Origin of the sequence: Campylobacter sp. RM19073 (assembly GCF_024723495.1) — a bacterium.
GTDB classification, from domain to species: domain Bacteria; phylum Campylobacterota; class Campylobacteria; order Campylobacterales; family Campylobacteraceae; genus Campylobacter; species Campylobacter porcelli.
The window spans coordinates 39668-56134 of the sequence record NZ_JANQCT010000006.1 but is presented as its reverse complement, the minus strand read 5'-3'; the positions used below and the strand labels follow the sequence as shown (position 1 = coordinate 56134).

General features: G+C 35.4%; 16 protein-coding genes. 11 read left to right on the top strand and 5 right to left on the bottom strand.

The features are described from left to right. Nucleotides 1-217 precede the first annotated feature (217 nt). Nucleotides 218-595: a group III truncated hemoglobin gene (locus CSUIS19073_RS03750; RefSeq protein WP_086242397.1), complete on the bottom strand. Its 378-nt coding sequence runs from the start codon at nucleotides 593-595 to the stop codon at nucleotides 218-220. Between the two features lie 21 nt (nucleotides 596-616). Continuing rightward, a complete protein-coding gene (locus tag CSUIS19073_RS03745; protein ID WP_086242396.1) occupies nucleotides 617-1687 on the bottom strand; it encodes an Mrp/NBP35 family ATP-binding protein in 1071 nt (356 codons plus the stop codon). Between the two features lie 84 nt (nucleotides 1688-1771). Here CSUIS19073_RS03745 and CSUIS19073_RS03740 point away from each other — a divergent pair, with 84 nt between their 5' ends. Beyond that, nucleotides 1772-3517, top strand: coding sequence for a bifunctional chorismate-binding protein/class IV aminotransferase (locus CSUIS19073_RS03740; RefSeq protein ID WP_086242395.1), 1746 nt, complete (start codon nucleotides 1772-1774; stop codon nucleotides 3515-3517). Next, nucleotides 3514-4086, top strand: a complete 573-nt coding sequence (locus CSUIS19073_RS03735; RefSeq protein ID WP_086242394.1) for an anthranilate synthase component II — start codon at nucleotides 3514-3516, stop codon at nucleotides 4084-4086. Before CSUIS19073_RS03740 ends, CSUIS19073_RS03735 begins: the two co-directional genes overlap by 4 nt. A 2-nt stretch (nucleotides 4087-4088) precedes the next feature. Here CSUIS19073_RS03735 and CSUIS19073_RS03730 read toward each other — a convergent pair whose 3' ends face one another. Together CSUIS19073_RS03730 and thiC are read right to left on the bottom strand one after the other, a co-directional pair. Then, complete coding sequence (locus CSUIS19073_RS03730) at nucleotides 4089-5075, bottom strand: YeiH family protein (protein ID WP_086237517.1); 987 nt, start codon at nucleotides 5073-5075, stop codon at nucleotides 4089-4091. Next, nucleotides 5056-6420, bottom strand: coding sequence for a phosphomethylpyrimidine synthase ThiC (thiC, locus tag CSUIS19073_RS03725; protein WP_086242393.1), 1365 nt, complete (start codon nucleotides 6418-6420; stop codon nucleotides 5056-5058). The genes CSUIS19073_RS03730 and thiC overlap by 20 nt, the downstream gene beginning before the upstream one ends. A gap of 367 nt (nucleotides 6421-6787) precedes the next feature. Between thiC and CSUIS19073_RS03720 the strand changes: the two genes are divergently transcribed. The 9 genes from CSUIS19073_RS03720 to sodB all read left to right on the top strand — a co-directional run bounded on the left by CSUIS19073_RS03720 (nucleotide 6788) and on the right by sodB (nucleotide 15222). After that, entirely contained in the window at nucleotides 6788-7903 is a 1116-nt protein-coding gene (locus tag CSUIS19073_RS03720) for a bifunctional 2-C-methyl-D-erythritol 4-phosphate cytidylyltransferase/2-C-methyl-D-erythritol 2,4-cyclodiphosphate synthase (protein WP_086237515.1), read from the top strand. After that, the gene (locus tag CSUIS19073_RS03715) at nucleotides 7900-8772 is read left to right on the top strand and encodes a response regulator (RefSeq protein ID WP_086237514.1); all 873 of its coding nucleotides are present in this window, start codon (nucleotides 7900-7902) and stop codon (nucleotides 8770-8772) included. Before CSUIS19073_RS03720 ends, CSUIS19073_RS03715 begins: the two co-directional genes overlap by 4 nt. Continuing rightward, nucleotides 8750-9928 carry a sulfate adenylyltransferase gene (locus CSUIS19073_RS03710; RefSeq protein ID WP_086237513.1) on the top strand — a complete coding sequence of 393 codons (1179 nt, stop codon included), beginning with the start codon at nucleotides 8750-8752 and terminating at the stop codon, nucleotides 9926-9928. Before CSUIS19073_RS03715 ends, CSUIS19073_RS03710 begins: the two co-directional genes overlap by 23 nt. 8 nt (nucleotides 9929-9936) lie before the next feature. Then, nucleotides 9937-10431 carry a phosphatidylglycerophosphatase A family protein gene (locus CSUIS19073_RS03705; RefSeq protein WP_086242392.1) on the top strand — a complete coding sequence of 165 codons (495 nt, stop codon included), beginning with the start codon at nucleotides 9937-9939 and terminating at the stop codon, nucleotides 10429-10431. A 54-nt stretch (nucleotides 10432-10485) separates the two neighbouring features. Then, nucleotides 10486-11985, top strand: a complete 1500-nt coding sequence (locus tag CSUIS19073_RS03700) for a nicotinate phosphoribosyltransferase (RefSeq protein ID WP_236845285.1) — start codon at nucleotides 10486-10488, stop codon at nucleotides 11983-11985. Nucleotides 11986-12044: 59 nt separating this feature from the next. Further along, a complete protein-coding gene (locus tag CSUIS19073_RS03695; RefSeq protein WP_086237511.1) occupies nucleotides 12045-13067 on the top strand; it encodes a ribonucleotide-diphosphate reductase subunit beta in 1023 nt (340 codons plus the stop codon). Beyond that, nucleotides 13057-13725, top strand: coding sequence for a carbon-nitrogen hydrolase family protein (locus CSUIS19073_RS03690; protein ID WP_086237510.1), 669 nt, complete (start codon nucleotides 13057-13059; stop codon nucleotides 13723-13725). Before CSUIS19073_RS03695 ends, CSUIS19073_RS03690 begins: the two co-directional genes overlap by 11 nt. Then, nucleotides 13718-14353 carry a protein-L-isoaspartate(D-aspartate) O-methyltransferase gene (locus CSUIS19073_RS03685; protein ID WP_086237509.1) on the top strand — a complete coding sequence of 212 codons (636 nt, stop codon included), beginning with the start codon at nucleotides 13718-13720 and terminating at the stop codon, nucleotides 14351-14353. Before CSUIS19073_RS03690 ends, CSUIS19073_RS03685 begins: the two co-directional genes overlap by 8 nt. A gap of 212 nt (nucleotides 14354-14565) precedes the next feature. Continuing rightward, nucleotides 14566-15222, top strand: coding sequence for a superoxide dismutase [Fe] (gene sodB, locus CSUIS19073_RS03680; protein ID WP_086237508.1), 657 nt, complete (start codon nucleotides 14566-14568; stop codon nucleotides 15220-15222). A 42-nt stretch (nucleotides 15223-15264) separates the two neighbouring features. On the opposite strand, the gene CSUIS19073_RS03675 is transcribed toward sodB, so the two are convergent. Next, nucleotides 15265-16335: a PepSY-associated TM helix domain-containing protein gene (locus CSUIS19073_RS03675; RefSeq protein WP_086237507.1), complete on the bottom strand. Its 1071-nt coding sequence runs from the start codon at nucleotides 16333-16335 to the stop codon at nucleotides 15265-15267. Nucleotides 16336-16467 lie beyond the last annotated feature (132 nt).

Sequence of the window (16467 nt, the reverse complement as noted above, 5' to 3'; positions counted from 1 at the left end):
CGTGGCTTAATCCTCGCTTCCTTATCCGCCTTAAGCCTAAAGGAAGCGTGAGCCACCGCTAGACTTATTAGCTACGCATCACGCACATTTGACACAGAACAAAAATATTTGCGACAAAAGTTTGCATAAAGTCTAGTCCTTTCTGAAAATAAATTGCGAAATTATACATTTTTTAACTTAAAAAAATATAAATTACGCCCATAAAATCATTTTATTTTTATGAAGCATATAATATAGATTTAAATCTATTTGCGATCATTTGAGCACGCATTAAGATCATATCGGCAATTTCAGGCTCATAAATGCTATCTAAGCTCTCTTTAAACAAATTTAGCCAATTATCAAAATATTCAGGCGGAAATGGATCAAGATTCATATGAGCTTGCATAGGATTGCCTCTAAATTCGCTCTGACCTATGAGCATCCCTTTCCAAAATTCACCAATCTTAGCCTTATGAGCGTCCCACGCCTCTTCGCTTGTGCCGATTTTGTTATTAAATATCTCGCCAAGACCGCTCTCATCTTCTCTAATAGCTTCATAAAAGCTCTCCATAAGCTTAGCAATGCTCTCGTTTGTGATCTCTTTGTATTTCATTTTTTATCCTTTTAAATTTGATTAATGACAAGCTGATCTACTCATATCAGGCTGAATGGCTGAGTTATCAGCACCGCCATTTGCGTTTATATCTTCTATGATTTCCCATAGCTTTGTAGCGGCCTCTTCATATCTTTTAGCGCTAATTGAATTTGGCTCATAAAAGCTAACTGGCCTTCCGCTATCACCACCTATTCTAACAGATGGTTCTATAGGAATTTGGGCTAGTATCGTGGTATCATACTCACTAGCTAAAGCATCAGCTCCACCCTTGCCAAATATATCATACTCTTTGCCATTATCAGGGCAGATAAATCCACTCATATTCTCTATCACGCCAGCCACTGGAATATGGAGCTTTTCGAACATATCAAGACTTCTAGCGGAGTCATCTAGAGCGACTGTTTGCGGAGTTGTAACGCAAATTCCAGCTGTTACTGGCACGCTTTGAGCTAGAGTGATTTGTGCATCGCCAGTCCCTGGAGGCATATCAAGAAGCAACACATCTAGCTCTCCCCACTCAACCTCATTTAATAGCTGAGTTATGGCTTTCATAATCATAGCTCCACGCCACATAAGCCCTTGACCATCTTCTATCAAAAGACCCATACTCATCACCTCAATTCCATGAGTTTGAAGTGGCTTTAATTTTTGTCCGATGACCTCTGGTTGTTTGCCTTGAACTCCTAGCATTCTTGGGATATTTGGACCATAAATATCAGCATCTAAAAGCCCCACTTTCTTGCCTTGTTTAGCTAGACTAATGGCTAAATTTAAGGTAGTTGTGGATTTGCCTACGCCGCCTTTACCGCTACTTACCATCACAAAATTCTTAATTTGCGGAGCGATATTTTTACCGCTTTGTGAGTTTGATTTTTGGGTTTGTGGTTTTGGGGCGATTATCTCTATTTCTTTGCCTAAATTTAGCTTTTCAATCTCGCTTTTGATTGTGGTGGCGACTTCAGGCTTGGCTGAGGTGATTTCGACTATGATTTTTGGGCTTGTTGCTTTGACAAAGCCAAATTCCACAATGCTTTTTTTAAAGCCTGGGTAGATTACGCTTTGTAGCTTTTCTAAAATTTTTTCATCCATTTTTAGTCCTTTTTAAATTTGAGCTATATTATCTAAAAATTATAAATTTTTGGCTAAAATTTTTTAAATTATAAAGAGAAATGTATGAGTGATTTTAGTATTTTTGGTAAGTATCTATATGATGATTTAAAAAGCGAATTTATCTGCTTTAATAAAGATGAGTTTGACCTTGCTTTAAAATCTATGCAAAAGGCAAAAAATCTATATTTTGTAGGATATGTGGTTTATGAGCTTTATGATAATAGCTCAAGCTATCCAGTAGCGCACTTTAAAGGGTATGTAAATAAAAGGGAATTTAAGCTTGATGATACGCAGGAATTTTCAGTATTTAAGCCATTTTTTTATCCGCAAATTCTAGAAGGTTTAGACTATGATAATTATAGCTCTTGTTTTAAACAGATAAAAGATGAGTTAGCTAGTGGCAATAGTTATCAGATAAATTTCACAAGCCAATTAAAGCTATTTAGCAAATCAAGTAGCAAGGAGATTATCTCTAGTCTTTTAAGTAGGCAAAAGAGTAAATATTTAGGATATTTTAAGAGTGAATTTTGTGAGATAATATCATTTTCGCCAGAGCTATTTTTTAAATTAAAAGGCAAGAAAATCACCTTCGCACCTATGAAAGGCACGATAAAGCGAGGCAGAAATAGAGCCGAAGACAAGGCTTTAAAAAATAAGCTTAGAAATGATCCAAAAAATAGAAGTGAAAATTTGATGATAGTTGATCTATTGCGAAATGATATGAGTAAAATTATCAAAATTGGCTCTTTACGAGTGAAAAAACCGATGAAAATCATCAAATTAAAGAGCTTATTCCAAGCTATTTCTCCGCTCAAAGCTAAGCTTAAACGAAAGAATTTAAGTAAAATTTTTGATGCGGTTTTTCCTTGTGGGTCAATTACTGGTGCGCCAAAACTAGCTACAATGCGTATTATAAAGCGTTTAGAAGATAGGGAGCGTGGGGTTTATTGCGGTGCGATGGGAGTGATTAGCCATAAAAGGGCGGAATTTAGCGTTCCAATTAGGACGCTTGAGAGAGTAGCTAAGCAGGAGTATTATAGGTATGGCGTTGGTAGTGGCGTGGTGTGGGACTCAAAATGTGATGATGAATTTGCTGAATTGGAGCTAAAAAGTAGCTTTTTACGCCCTAAGATGGAATTTGACTTGTTTGAGACTATGCTTTTGCGTGATGATGGGATTTTTTTACTTCAAAGGCATTTGGGGAGAATTTTAAATAGTGCTAAATTACTAGGCTTTAAAATACCAAAAGAGCTTGATATGGAGTTTAAAAAAGATGATAGCAAGATTGAATTAAGCGATATTATCGGCGTGGTAAGTGGTAAAAATGGGTTTGAGAGTATTGCTGATTTTAAAGAGATTTTTGCTGGGTTAAGCCCTAGTGGCGGTAGTCTTGTGAGATTAAAATTAAGCCAAAATGGAGTATTAAGCCTTACTCAAGCTCAAATCCAACCCATCAATTCTAATAAAATTGCCATTAGCCAAAGGCGTTTAAACTCTCAAAATGATCTATTGTATCACAAAACCACCTTAAGAGATGAGCGAATTATAAGCGATGGGCTTTTTGATATTTTTTATCTAAATGAAAAAGATGAACTTTGCGAAGGAAATCGCTCAAATATCGTGCTAAATTTAAATAATAAACTCTTAACGCCAAGATTACAAAGTGGTATGTTAGCTGGGACTTTACGGGGTAAATTGCTAGATTTAGGCATTATCCAAGAGAGTATTTTGGGCTTAGAAGATCTATATAAAGCTAAGGAAATTTATGCTATAAACTCACTTCGTGGGGCTATAAAGGTAGAGCTATGAGGGTGCTTTTGATAGATAATTATGACTCATTTACTTATAATATAGTCTATTATTTAAAAGAGCTTGGTGCTAAGGTTAAGGTAGTAAAAAATGATTTTGCCAAAGCTAGAAAAGCCATAAAATACGCAAAAAAATTTGATAGAATTATCATCTCGCCTGGATTTGGCACGCCTGATGATTCTGGAGTTTGTATGGATATTATAAAAGCTCTTGGGGATAAAAAGAAAATTTTAGGCATTTGTCTAGGTCAGCAGTGTATAGCCAAAGCTTTTGGTGCTGATATTATCCGTATGCCTCGCCCTTTTCACGGTGTAAAAGTGGAGTGTGAATTTAAAAAATCCCCACTTTTTAAAGGGGTGAAAAAGCCACTAAAAATCGCTTTGTATAACTCCTTATGCGTAGAAAACATATCTGAATTTGATACCTTAGCGTATATAAAAGCGGAGAATAAAAGGGTTATTATGGCTATAAAACATAAAAAATATAGTTGTTATGGAGTGCAGTTTCACCCTGAGTCTATATTACAAGAGCAGGGCAAAAGGATACTAAAAAATTTTTTAGATATTTAGGGTTAAAATAGCAAATTTGCTAAAACAAAAGCCAAAATAATAAGCCATAAAAATATCAAGCTAGAGGCTATAAATACCTTTAAATTCGCATTTTTCAGTGCTTTTTTGGTGATTGTAAGTCCTAGTGCGCTCATAGCAACGCTAAGTAAGAAATTATCAACCAAAGATATAAATTCCTTAATTTGCGGATTTATAAATCCAGAACAAAACAGAGCTACAAAAAACCATAGAGCAAAATATGGAAAATTCGATTTTACACTAGATTTTTCTCCTAAGAAAAAGCCGCTTGCAAGGCTTAAGATTATCAAAAATGGGGCTAACATAAGCACTCTTAGCATTTTGATGATTATTGCGTTATTGGCAGCTACTACATCATACGCACTAGCCCCTGCTACATGTGCTACTTCATGTAAGCTAGCACCGATTATAAAACCAGCCTTTATATTATCAATCCCACTAAGTATAAATGGATAGATAAACATACCCAAACTACCAAATACCACAACCGAGCAAAGTGCGATAGCAACAGCATTTGGCGATGCTTTTACTATGCTTTGAGTAGCCATTAAAGCAGCCGCTCCACAAATGCTAGATCCAGAGCTTATCAATACAGAAAGTTTCTTATCAATGCCAAAAATACGGCATATAAAATATCCAAAAACAAAGCTACTAAAAACAATGATAAAAGCACTCAAAACACCAGCATAACCGATACTAAGCACATCATCAAGGCTGATTTTAAAGCCATATAAGATAATTCCAAGTCTTAGAATTTGCTTTGTAGATATGCCTAAAATACCGCTTCTAGCTACTAAATTTACACTTTTTTTGCTGGTATTGGCTAAAAGCGCTCCTAAAATCACAGCAATTATCAAAGCACTGATACCAAAATCAGCTAAAAAAGTGGCTAAAAAAATTGAGATCGCCGCTAAAATGATTAAGATAGTAGCGGCGTAAATTTTCCTTGTTTTATATATTTTTTGTATCATCTTCTTTTGGATAGCTCTCACAGCTACTTTTGGCTATCTCTTGACTTATTTTATAAGCGCAAAATTTCGGCCCACACATAGAGCAAAACTCAGCTTCTTTAAAGACATCTTGAGGCAAACTCTCATCGTGAAGTTCTCTTGCTTTATCTGGATCAAGTGCTAACTCAAACTGTTTATTCCACTCAAATTTATATCTAGCGTCGCTCATAGCGTGATCTCTATCTATTGCCCCTGGTCTATTCAGGGCTATATCGGCTGAGTGGGCAGCGATTTTGTGAGCTATGATACCATCTCTTACATCTTTGGCATTTGGCAGACCTAAATGCTCTTTTGGTGTTACATAGCATAGCATACTAGCGCCGTGATACGCAGCCATAGTCCCACCAATAGCACTTGTGATATGATCATATCCAGCACCTATATCAGTTGGAAGCGGCCCAAGGATATAAAATGGAGCGTCGTCGCAAAGCCTTTGCTCCTTTTTCATATTAAATTCAATCTGATTAAATGGCACATGACCAGGGCCTTCTACCATTACTTGGACATTTTTAGCCCATGCTCTTCTAGTTAGGTTTCCAAGCTCTTTAAGCTCTGCCATTTGTGCTGCGTCACTTGCATCAGCTAAACAACCAGGACGCAAACTATCGCCTAAGGATAAAGAGACATCGTATTTAGCACATATATCGCATATATCATCAAAGGCGGTGTGGAATGGATTTTCTTTATGATGTTTCATCATCCAGCTAGCCATCAAGCTTCCACCACGACTGACAATCCCCATTTTTCGTTTAGCCACTAATGGCATAAACTCAAGCAAAAATCCAGCGTGAATAGTGAAGTAGCTTACGCCTTGTTTGGCTTGTTTTTCGATACAATCAAGCATAATTTGCGGTGTGAGATTGTCTAAATCTTTAATATCGTGAATGATTTGGTATATTGGCACAGTGCCAATTGGAACGGTTGAATTTGCTATTATAGCTTTTCTGATAGCATCTAAATCCCCGCCAGTGCTTAGATCCATAACGGTATCGGCTCCATATTTTAAGCATACATTTAGCTTTTCTATCTCTTCGTTTATATTGCTAATTATCGCACTTGAGCCGATATTGGCGTTGATTTTACAAGTTACGGCTCTACCTATTGCCATTGGGATTAGATGATGATGATTGATATTAGCTGGGATTATGAGTTTTCCACTTGCGACTAGATCTCTAACCTTACTAGCTTCGAGCCTCTCTATTTTTGCTACATACTCCATCTCTTTGGTGATTATGCCGTTTTTAGCATAATACATCTGTGTTGGAGTAGGGTCATTTTGGCGTTCTTGACACCACTCTTTTCTCATTTTTTATCCTTTTTAAGCTTTTGAAAGTGAAATTTTACAATATATAATTAAATACAAAACAACTCTTAAATATATTTATTTAAATTTTCTTTATTTTAGTTTGCTATTTTAATCTAAGTGTTACAAATTTATCCTTAAGAGTATAGACTGGGAAGAGATTACACATTTCAAAGCGTTAAATTTAATATATCTTAAACATATCTTTTAAGTAAGATATATAAGCAAATTTAACCTATTTATAGATGATAATATCTAAATTTTGGCTATTAAATGGCTAAATTTGGATTAAATTTTCTTCTCATTTCAGTCAAATGAAATTAAAAAAAATGTATAATTTCGTAACATAATTTTAAATTTAGGATCTATTTTGATTGATATATCTTTAATAATGCTAGGTGCGGGAGGCTCTACAAGGTTTGGACTGCCTGTTAAAAAGCAGTGGCTACGCAGCGGCGATACCCCATTGTGGCTAAAAGCGACTAGAAACATAAGCTCAAATTATAATTTCAAAGAGATTATTGTAGTTAGTAATGAGTGCGAATATATGTCCAAATTCGCTACTAATATTAAATTCATCCAAGGTGGCGCCACTAGGCAAGAGAGCCTTAAAAACGCTCTTAATCATATAAATAGCGATTATGTTATGGTAAGTGATATAGCTAGAGTGGATATAAGCCAAGCTTTGATAAAGCGGTTGATAGATAATGCGAATTTGGCTGATTGTATCGTGCCAGTTCTAAAAGTCAGCGACACAGTTGCTTATGGTAGTGAGTATATAAATAGAGATGAGTTAAAGCGAATTCAAACCCCGCAACTTTCTAAAACCAAGCTATTAAAACAGGCTTTAAATAGCGATAAAATTTACACAGATGATAGCTCAGCTATAGCTGCTATTGGCGGTAAGGTTTGGTATGTTAGTGGTGATGAGAGAGCTAGAAAGCTTACTTATAAAGATGATTTGAAGCTTATTAATCTTAAGCCGCCTTCACCTGATATTTTTTGCGGAAATGGCTTTGATGTGCATGCTTTTTGCGATGGGGATTATTTGAGTTTAGGTGGGATTAAGGTGCCATTTAATAAGGCTTTTAAGGCTCATAGCGATGGCGATGTGGCTATCCACGCACTTTGTGATGCGATTTTAGGGGCGGCTAGTGCGCCTGATATTGGTCAGCTCTTTCCAGATAATGATATGAAATTTAAAGGCATTGACTCTAAAATTTTGCTTGAGCGTAGCGTGGAGTTTGTGCGTTCTGTTGGATTTGATATTGTAAATGTGGATTTGACTATTATTTGCGAACAACCTAAAATATCGCCATATAAAGATGAGATGGCAAAAATTTTAGCAGATGTGATGAAACTAAGCAGATTTAGAGTAAATATCAAAGCCACTACAAGCGAGAAATTAGGATTTACAGGGCGTGGAGAGGGTGTAGCAGTCATAGCAAATGCGAATTTAAAATATTTTGATTGGACTAGACTATGAGAGTTTTAATAGTAGAAAATGAGATTTATCTAGCTCAAAGTATCGCCAGTAAGCTATCTGAATTTGGCTATAGCTGTGAGATTGCTACTCATACCTTTGAGGCATTAAGAGAAGATAGATATGATGTGGTATTGCTATCAGCAAGCTTTAACTCAAATGAATTTTATAAAGTTATAGAAAATCACAAAAGCTCAATTATAATTTTATTAATTAGCTATATTAGCTCTGATACTGTATCTAATCCTATTAAGGCTGGGGTGAGTGATTATATCCAAAAGCCATTTATGATAGAAGAGTTAGTTAGAAAGATTAAATTTTTTGAATCATTTAAGCGTTATGAGATGCTAAATCAAACCTATGATATTATGCTAGAATCCGCAATGCTAAGCAATAAACCAGCAAATTTGGATTATAAAAAGATAAAGCTCCCACTAATTATTAGCTCTAGTAAAATTCAAATTAGCGATGGATTTGCCTTTTCATATGCTAAGGAGAGTGGGTTTAATTGTAAGATTGTAGATGCTAGGGTTGGATTTGATGTTAAGACCTTGTTGCCAAAGAGCTTTTTATATATTAGAAATATAGATGAACTTGATATAAAACTTCAAGAGAGCTTACTTGATTACTTTAAAAACTCGCCAGTTATTATCCATGGCAAAAAGGAGTATGCAGGATATAATTTTATGGTATTAAGCCACTCTAGAGCTGCTACTATGAGTGATATTTTATCAATTGATGAGTATGTTAAGCAGATGATTTTATTATATCAAGATATATTGCCAGATACTGAAATTTCAAAAAAGCTTGGAATATCACGCAAATCAATATGGGAAAGAAGAAAAAAGCATGGTATCTATAGACAAAAATAACATTATAAATATAAATCAAGATACATATGGCACACTAAGCCTAATCAAAAACCAAATTCTAGGCAAATTCAAAAGGCTTATGGATGAAAATGAGGCTAAAATCGTCCATCAAACGGGTTATTTTAGAGGTGAGCCTATGCCGTATGCTTATACATTTGCACCATTTGGCAGACGCAATCAAGCTATAATTAGATCAGTTAAGCAAGGTCAAAAGCTAGAATTTGCTCTAAATGGTAATATAGTGGGGCATATGATAGTCTCATCAGTTTATAAGCTAGAAAATTCGCATAATAGCATCTTTGCTGCTAGGGAGATTGAGTTTAGCGATGATAATAAAACAGGCAAATATGCTATAAGTGGGGAATTTGAAATTTATGATAACTCACTAGCTAATATTAAACAAAGAGTTCTAGATACCATAAAAGAGAAGAATTATCAAAAGGTAACGGCTCTAATGCTCACAGCAGATCCATTTAATAGACTTCATGAAAGATTAGTTAGAATGACTATTGATAAGGCGGATATTACTATAATTTTCTTAATTTGCACGCTTGAAAATAGGCGAAATTTGGATTTTAAATTAAGGCTAAAGACGCTAGAGTATTTTATAAGCAACTTCTTGCCTAGTGAGCGTGTTATAGTGGTGCCATTTGAAAATACATATCTATTTAGCAATCATATAAATCCGGTTTTAGAGTGCTTAGCTGCTTATAATTTTGGTGCGACAAAGCTAGTAGTAGGGCAAAATCATGGCGGTATTGGAATGTTTTATGACCATAATCAGCCAAATACAATCTTAGATAGCGTAACAAAAAATTTAGATATAGAGCTTATAGTTATGCCTGAATTAGTCTATTGTAACCAGTGTCGCACGATTGTAAGCACTAAGACTTGTCCGCATGGTCAGCACCACCATATTAAGTATAAATCCGATACTTTAAAAGAGCTTTTATTTAGTGGGATTTTGCCTCCTGCTATTTTAATGCGAAAGGAGATTTCAGCTATGATATTAAGCACCTTATTTCCAAATAGATTTGAAAATTTCCAAAAAATTTGTAATGATCTATTCCCAAATGTTGGGCTATTAGAAGAGCGCACCCAAAATGATTTTTATCTAGATCTAATGGGATTATATCAGACAACTTCACTTACATAAGGATGAAAATGCAAAAGCTATTTGTAACATTTTTTTACTCTGGATTGTTGCGGCCAGCACCTGGGACTTGGGGGAGCTTAGCTGGGGCTATAGTTGGAGTGGCGATATATTATTATATTGGGCTTGAGACGCTATTTTTAGCTAGTATATTGCTATTTTTAGCTAGTATTAGCATAATTGACTCTTATGAGGCTAAAAGTGGCACCCACGATGATAGCTCTATAGTCATTGATGAGGTTGCTGGGGTATGGGTGGCTATATCTATAGCCTTATCTAGCTGGGAGCAGTTTGAGATAGATAAATTTGGCTGGATTAGCGTGGTTTTGGCTTTTGTGTTTTTTCGAATTTTAGATATTACTAAGCCTAGTATCATCGGCAGGCTAGATCGCAATCTCAAAGGCGGCCTTGGTGTAATGAGCGATGATATGGTCGCTGGTGGATTTGCTGGGCTTATCGCTGCTGCTTGCGTGGCTATTTTGGTTAAATTTGGCTTGATTATTTAACTAGCCTTAGCTAAAAGCTTTTAGCATATTTTAAGCTTTATTGCTAAGGCTCTTTTGAGTAGCAAATTTGATTTAGCTCATTTAGAAGCTTGGTATGACTACTTTCATTTGTTTAAATTTGTGCTGATTATACCTAAAATTAAAATTAAATTTGATAAAATACTAGATAAATTTATTAAAAGAGTAGATATGAATCCAATATTAAATACCGATAGTTACAAGATTTCGCACTATTTGCAATATCCAAAAGATATTAAATTTATCAGCTCATATATAGAGTCTCGTGGTGGGCGGTGGAATCGCTTGCTTTTTTATGGATTGCAGATATTTTTGATGGAGTATCTAAGCCAAAAGATAAGCTATGATGATATAGATGAGGCTGATGAGTTCATCAAAGCACACGGAATGAAATTTAATAAAGATGGCTGGAAATATATAGTAGAGCATCATGGCGGAGCCTTGCCTTTAGAGATAGAAGCAGTCGCTGAAGGTAGTATTATCCAAACCGAAAATGTCCTTTTACAGATTAAAAATACAGATCCGAATTTAGCGTGGCTTGTGGGGTATTTTGAAACGGCGATTTTACGCTCGATTTGGTATCCGGTGGCTGTAGCGACTAATAGCTATTTTTGTAAGCAAAATATCTTACATTTTCTAAAAGAGAGCGGAACGCCTGAGAATATTGACTTTGCCTTACATGATTTTGGCGCTAGGGGGGTTAGTAGCTTTGAGAGTGCTGGGATTGGTGGTAGCGCTCATATGGTGAATTTCAAAGGCTCAGATACCATCACTGGCGCACTCTTTGCCAAAAAATATTATGGTGCGGATATGGCAGCTTTTAGCATACCAGCTAGTGAGCATAGCACGATGACTTCGTGGGGGAGAGATGGGGAATTTCAAGCTTATGAAAATATGGTTAAAAGCTATGGCGATGGGACTTTTGCTTGTGTGATAGATAGCTATGATACGCTAAATGCCATTGATCTATGGGGAAGGCTCTTTGATAAGGTCAAAAAGCAAGGCGGTAAAGTGGTGCTTCGCCCAGATAGCGGTAATCCAGTAACAATGGCTAGTGAGTGTATTGAGAAGATGATGAGCCTAGCTGGATATAGTATAAATTCCAAAGGCTATAAGGTCTTGCCAGATCATATAAGGCTAATTTATGGAGATGGGATAAATCCACAAAGCATAGAAGATATATTAAATGAGCTTAAATTTAGAAAAATTAGTAGTGATAATATAGTTTTTGGTATGGGTGGGGCGTTACTTCAGCACTTAAATAGAGATACTTTAAGATTTGCGATGAAAGTAAATGCCGTAAGTAGCGATGGTATAAGCTGGAGAGATGTGTATAAAAATCCAGCTACAGATCCTAAAAAACGCTCAAAATCTGGTCGCTTAGCCTTAATTAAAGAGAATGAGCTTTATAAAACTATAAGGCTTGATGAGCTAAATGGTAGGCAAAATTGGCTAACTAAGGTATTTAAAGATGGTAAGATTTTGCGTAAATTTAGCTTTGATGATATTAGATCTAGGGCTAAAGAGTATGATTAATCTATTAATTCTTGAACCTATTTTAGATAAATTTACACTTTCAAATTAAAGGATATGAAATGTATAGAAAAAAGATATATAATCCAGCTTCAAATGAGACGCTAAATGAGCGAAAAGTTTTTAATGGCAATCCGCATGGAATTTTAAATTTCACAAAGGCCAAATACACTTGGGCGCTTAAACTTTGGGATCTTATGGAGGCAAATACTTGGTTTCCAAAAGAGGTTGATACCACTGATGATGTGCGTGACTATGCTTGTAATCTCACAGCAGCTGAAAAGCGTATGTATGATCTAGTATGGAGCCAACTAATCTCAATGGATAGCTTTCAGACAAATAACCTAGCTGATAATATAAATCCATATATCACAGCTCCAGAGATAAATGCGGTTTTAGCTCGTCAAGCCTACGAAGAGGCAAATCATAGTAAATCATACGCAGTAATGGTAGAAGCGATTTGCGATAATACAGATTTGATCTATGAGATGGAAAAGCACGATGAGGTCTTAAGACGCAAAAATGACTATATCTCAAGCGTGTATGAGGAGCTTGCTGGGGATGTAACTGATGAAAAATTGCTTTTAGCAATGGTGGCAAATCAAATTTTAGAAGGCGTATATTTTTATAGTGGATTTACAGCGATTTACGCATTAGCAAGGGCTGGGAAAATGCTAGGAAGCGCTCAGATGATACGCTTTATCCAGCGTGATGAGATAACTCATTTGCTTTTATTTCAAAATATGATAAATTCAGTCCGCAAGGAGCGTCCAGATCTCTTTACAAGTGAGATTGAAGCTAAAATTTATGAGATGTTTCAAAAGGCTGGCGAGCTAGAGATTGAGTGGGGAAAATATATCACGCAAAATCAAATAATGGGCTTTACAGATGATATTATAGACCAATATATCAAATATTTAATCGATGATAGGCTAACTTCAATTGGGTTAAAAAAATTATATAATGTCTCTCATCCGATAAAATGGGTTGATGATTTTGCTAAATTTAACGATCAAAAGAGCAACTTTTTTGAAAGTAAAGTTACAAATTATAGCAAAGGTAGCCTAAGCTTTGATGATTTCTAATCTCATAGCTCACAATCTTAGCTCTATTGGTGCTATTAATAGGGCTAGTGAGTTGTGCGATTTTGCTACCTCTTTAAAAGATGGGGATTTAGCGCTTTGTTCTGAGCTTTGTGTTGGTGGATATGAGAGGCTTGGAGATGAATTTGAGCAGGATTTAGAAAGAAATTTAATCAGCTCTTTAAAGAGTGGTGCTTATCTTGGATTTAGTAGAATTTTTAATGATTATAATGAGTTTATTTTGCTTAGCTCCAAAGGCGTGGAATTTAAGCAAAATAAATATAGACTATTTAAGCCAAATAACGAGGATAAAATCACTCTTAGCGGTAGCTTAGATGGGATTAAAATTCATAATATAAATGGGGTTAAAATCGGAGTTTTAATCTGCTTTGAGCTTCGTTTTATTAAGCTTTGGGATAGATTAAAGGGGGCGAATATAATCTTAGTTCCAGCTATGTGGGGTAATGCTAGAAAGGCTCATTATAAGGTGCTTTGCCAAGCCTTAGCCTTACAAAATAGAGCCTATGTAATTGCGTGTAGCGATATGGATTTGAGATTTAAATCCATATTTGCTCCAGATGGCAAAAGGAGCGAAAATATGAAATTTGATATAAATTTAATAGATAAATTTAAAAAATCACTTGGGATAGATGATGGATAATTTAGAAAGTACAAAATGTCAAACAATGAGCGATGAGATAGCTAGTTTAGTTCAGCTTAGTCCTATGGTCTATAAAGCGTTTATTAATACGCCAAGGACGCCATTTGTGCCAGTATCTATAAATGCTTTTAAGCTTGATGCGCATCCGATAGGATCTAATCAATGGATAAGCTCTCCGCTAACTGTGGCTAAGATGACAATGGCGTTAGAGGCTGAAAATTGCGATAATATACTTGAAGTTGGCTGTGGCAGTGGGTATCAAGCGGCGATTTTGGCTAAGGTCGCAAGGCGAGTTTTTAGCGTGGAAAGAATCGAAGCGTTAGCCAATTCAGCAAAATCTTTAATGAAAAATTTAGGGATAAATAATGTATTTATACGATTTGATGATGGCAATCTAGGCTGGAGAAGCTACGCCCCATATGATAGGATTATCCTTAGTTGCTTTTGTAAAAGTGTGCCAGATAGGCTATTTTCTCAGCTTAAAGATGATGGAATTTTAGTAGCTCCAGTTGAGAAAGATGGCAAGCAATACATAACTCAATATAAAAAATCAAATAATCAAATTAGCAGTAAAATCATAGATGAATGCGTATTTGTCCCGCTACTTGATGGGACAGAGCAAAGATAGCCAAAGGAGCAGTATGCCATCTTTAAATTTGGATAGGAAAGGATAAGGTGATAAACTACAATCCGCCTTATCACACGCTAGAGAAAAAATATACATTTAATGCTGAAAATATTAAATTTAACAATATTTGTAAATTTGTTTAAGAGTTTTATACTCTTATTTAATATTTTAGGCTATAATTGACGTCTATAAATTTCATTAAAGGATATGATATGTTAGAGTTAAGAAATCTACCATTTGACCCAAATTCCAACGCAGTAGTGAGTAAAGAAGCCTGTGATTATCACCACGGCAAACACCACCAAACATATGTAAATAACTACAACAACCTAACAAAAGATAGCGAACTAGCTAATGCTAGTTTGTATGATGTGCTTGTAAGCTCTCAAGGCGGATTATTTAATAACGCCGCTCAAGTATATAATCACGATTTTTACTGGGATTGTATAGCTAAAAAAAGTGATAAAAGCAGTGAGCTTGAAGCGGCTTTAAAAAGCGATTTTAAAGACTTTAAAGCTGAATTTATAAGCTCAGCTACAACTCTATTTGGCGCTGGCTGGACTTGGCTAGTTTATAACCCAAACACAAGCAAACTAGAGATCAAAAACACCTCAAACGCAGCTACACCAGTAACTGATGGCTTAGTGCCACTTTTAGTAGTTGATGTGTGGGAGCACGCTTACTATATAGATAGTCGTAATGCTCGTCCGGCGTATTTAGAAAAATTCTATGAAAATATCAACTGGGATTTTGTAAGCACAGCTTATGAATGGGCGAAAAAAGAGGGGCTAAAATCTGTTAAATTCTACATTGATGAACTTCACCCAGTGGCTGGTTGCTGTGGCGCTGGATGTGGCTGCAGCCATTAAATTCCCAGCTCAAACTCTAAGAAATTTAGAGTTTGATTATACTTAGATTTTATTTTTAGCACTTTTTGGCTTTATTCTAGCGTATGTTATGATGAAGCCAAGGATTGCTATCACTCCTCCTATAAAAGAAGCTACGCAAAATACAAACTCACCCAAATAGCCAAAAGCTCTACCAGAGTGTAAATCTAAAACTTTTCTAGCTAGATTTTTATTTTGCGATGCGTCTGTTTGTGTTAGTAAATTTGGATTATCTATGTCAATTGTTACTACCCTTTGCTCATTTGCTTTTTTAATGTTAAATGTATAGTGTTTAGGTTTGCTTTGCGAAATGGATATGCTATCAAAGTTGGTGAAATTTGGCATTATGGCTATTAATGCGGTTTTAAGCTCATCATTATTAAATCTATTTTCTATTATGGCAGTTTTATTGCCACCTTTTGGTCTTTGCTGGATTTCTACGCCATAAGCCCACGCAAATGCCTTTTTGACGCTATCATATGGCCAAAATAGCCCTGTAAAACTCATTGTTAGAAATATAATGCCAAATATCACTCCAAGTGCGGTATGAGACTTATAGGCTAACATTAGCTTTTTAGATTTAAAGCTAATAGTAAGTGCTTTAATGAAATTATTTTTTAACGCTGGTAAATAGAGATATATTCCGCTTAAAGTAAGAATTATAAACCCAATAGCCGATATTGCGACAATTTGCCTACCAATAGTGGTGCTATCAAATTTGCTAAAGAGTAGCCATCTATGTAACGAGCGGATTGTTCGCATAAATTGAGTTCCATTATCGCTACTTAAAATTACGCCATCGTCATTAACTAAATAGCTAATATTTTTGCCATTTTGACTAGTGGATATTGTATAGTAGCGACTATTAGCTTCATAGGAGATGCTTGATATATTAAGCGATGGATTTTGGGCTTTAAATTTGCTTGTCAAATCAGCAAAATCTGGATTTAAAATCTTATTAGAATTTGGCGTGATGATGGTATTTATGGCATTTGCTATTGGCTTATCATATGAAAGCATAGCTCCGCTAATACATATTATAAATAGCGGAATTATCACTATCATAGCGATTATTAAGTGAATATAAATATCCACTTTTTCTTTTTTAATAGCATATTTGCTCCTTAAATTTAATTGTAATAGTCAATTCTAATATCGATTTGTTAAGTAGTTGTGAAATTTATAATCTTTATCAAATATAGCAGATATGTCATATTTGTGACAAAT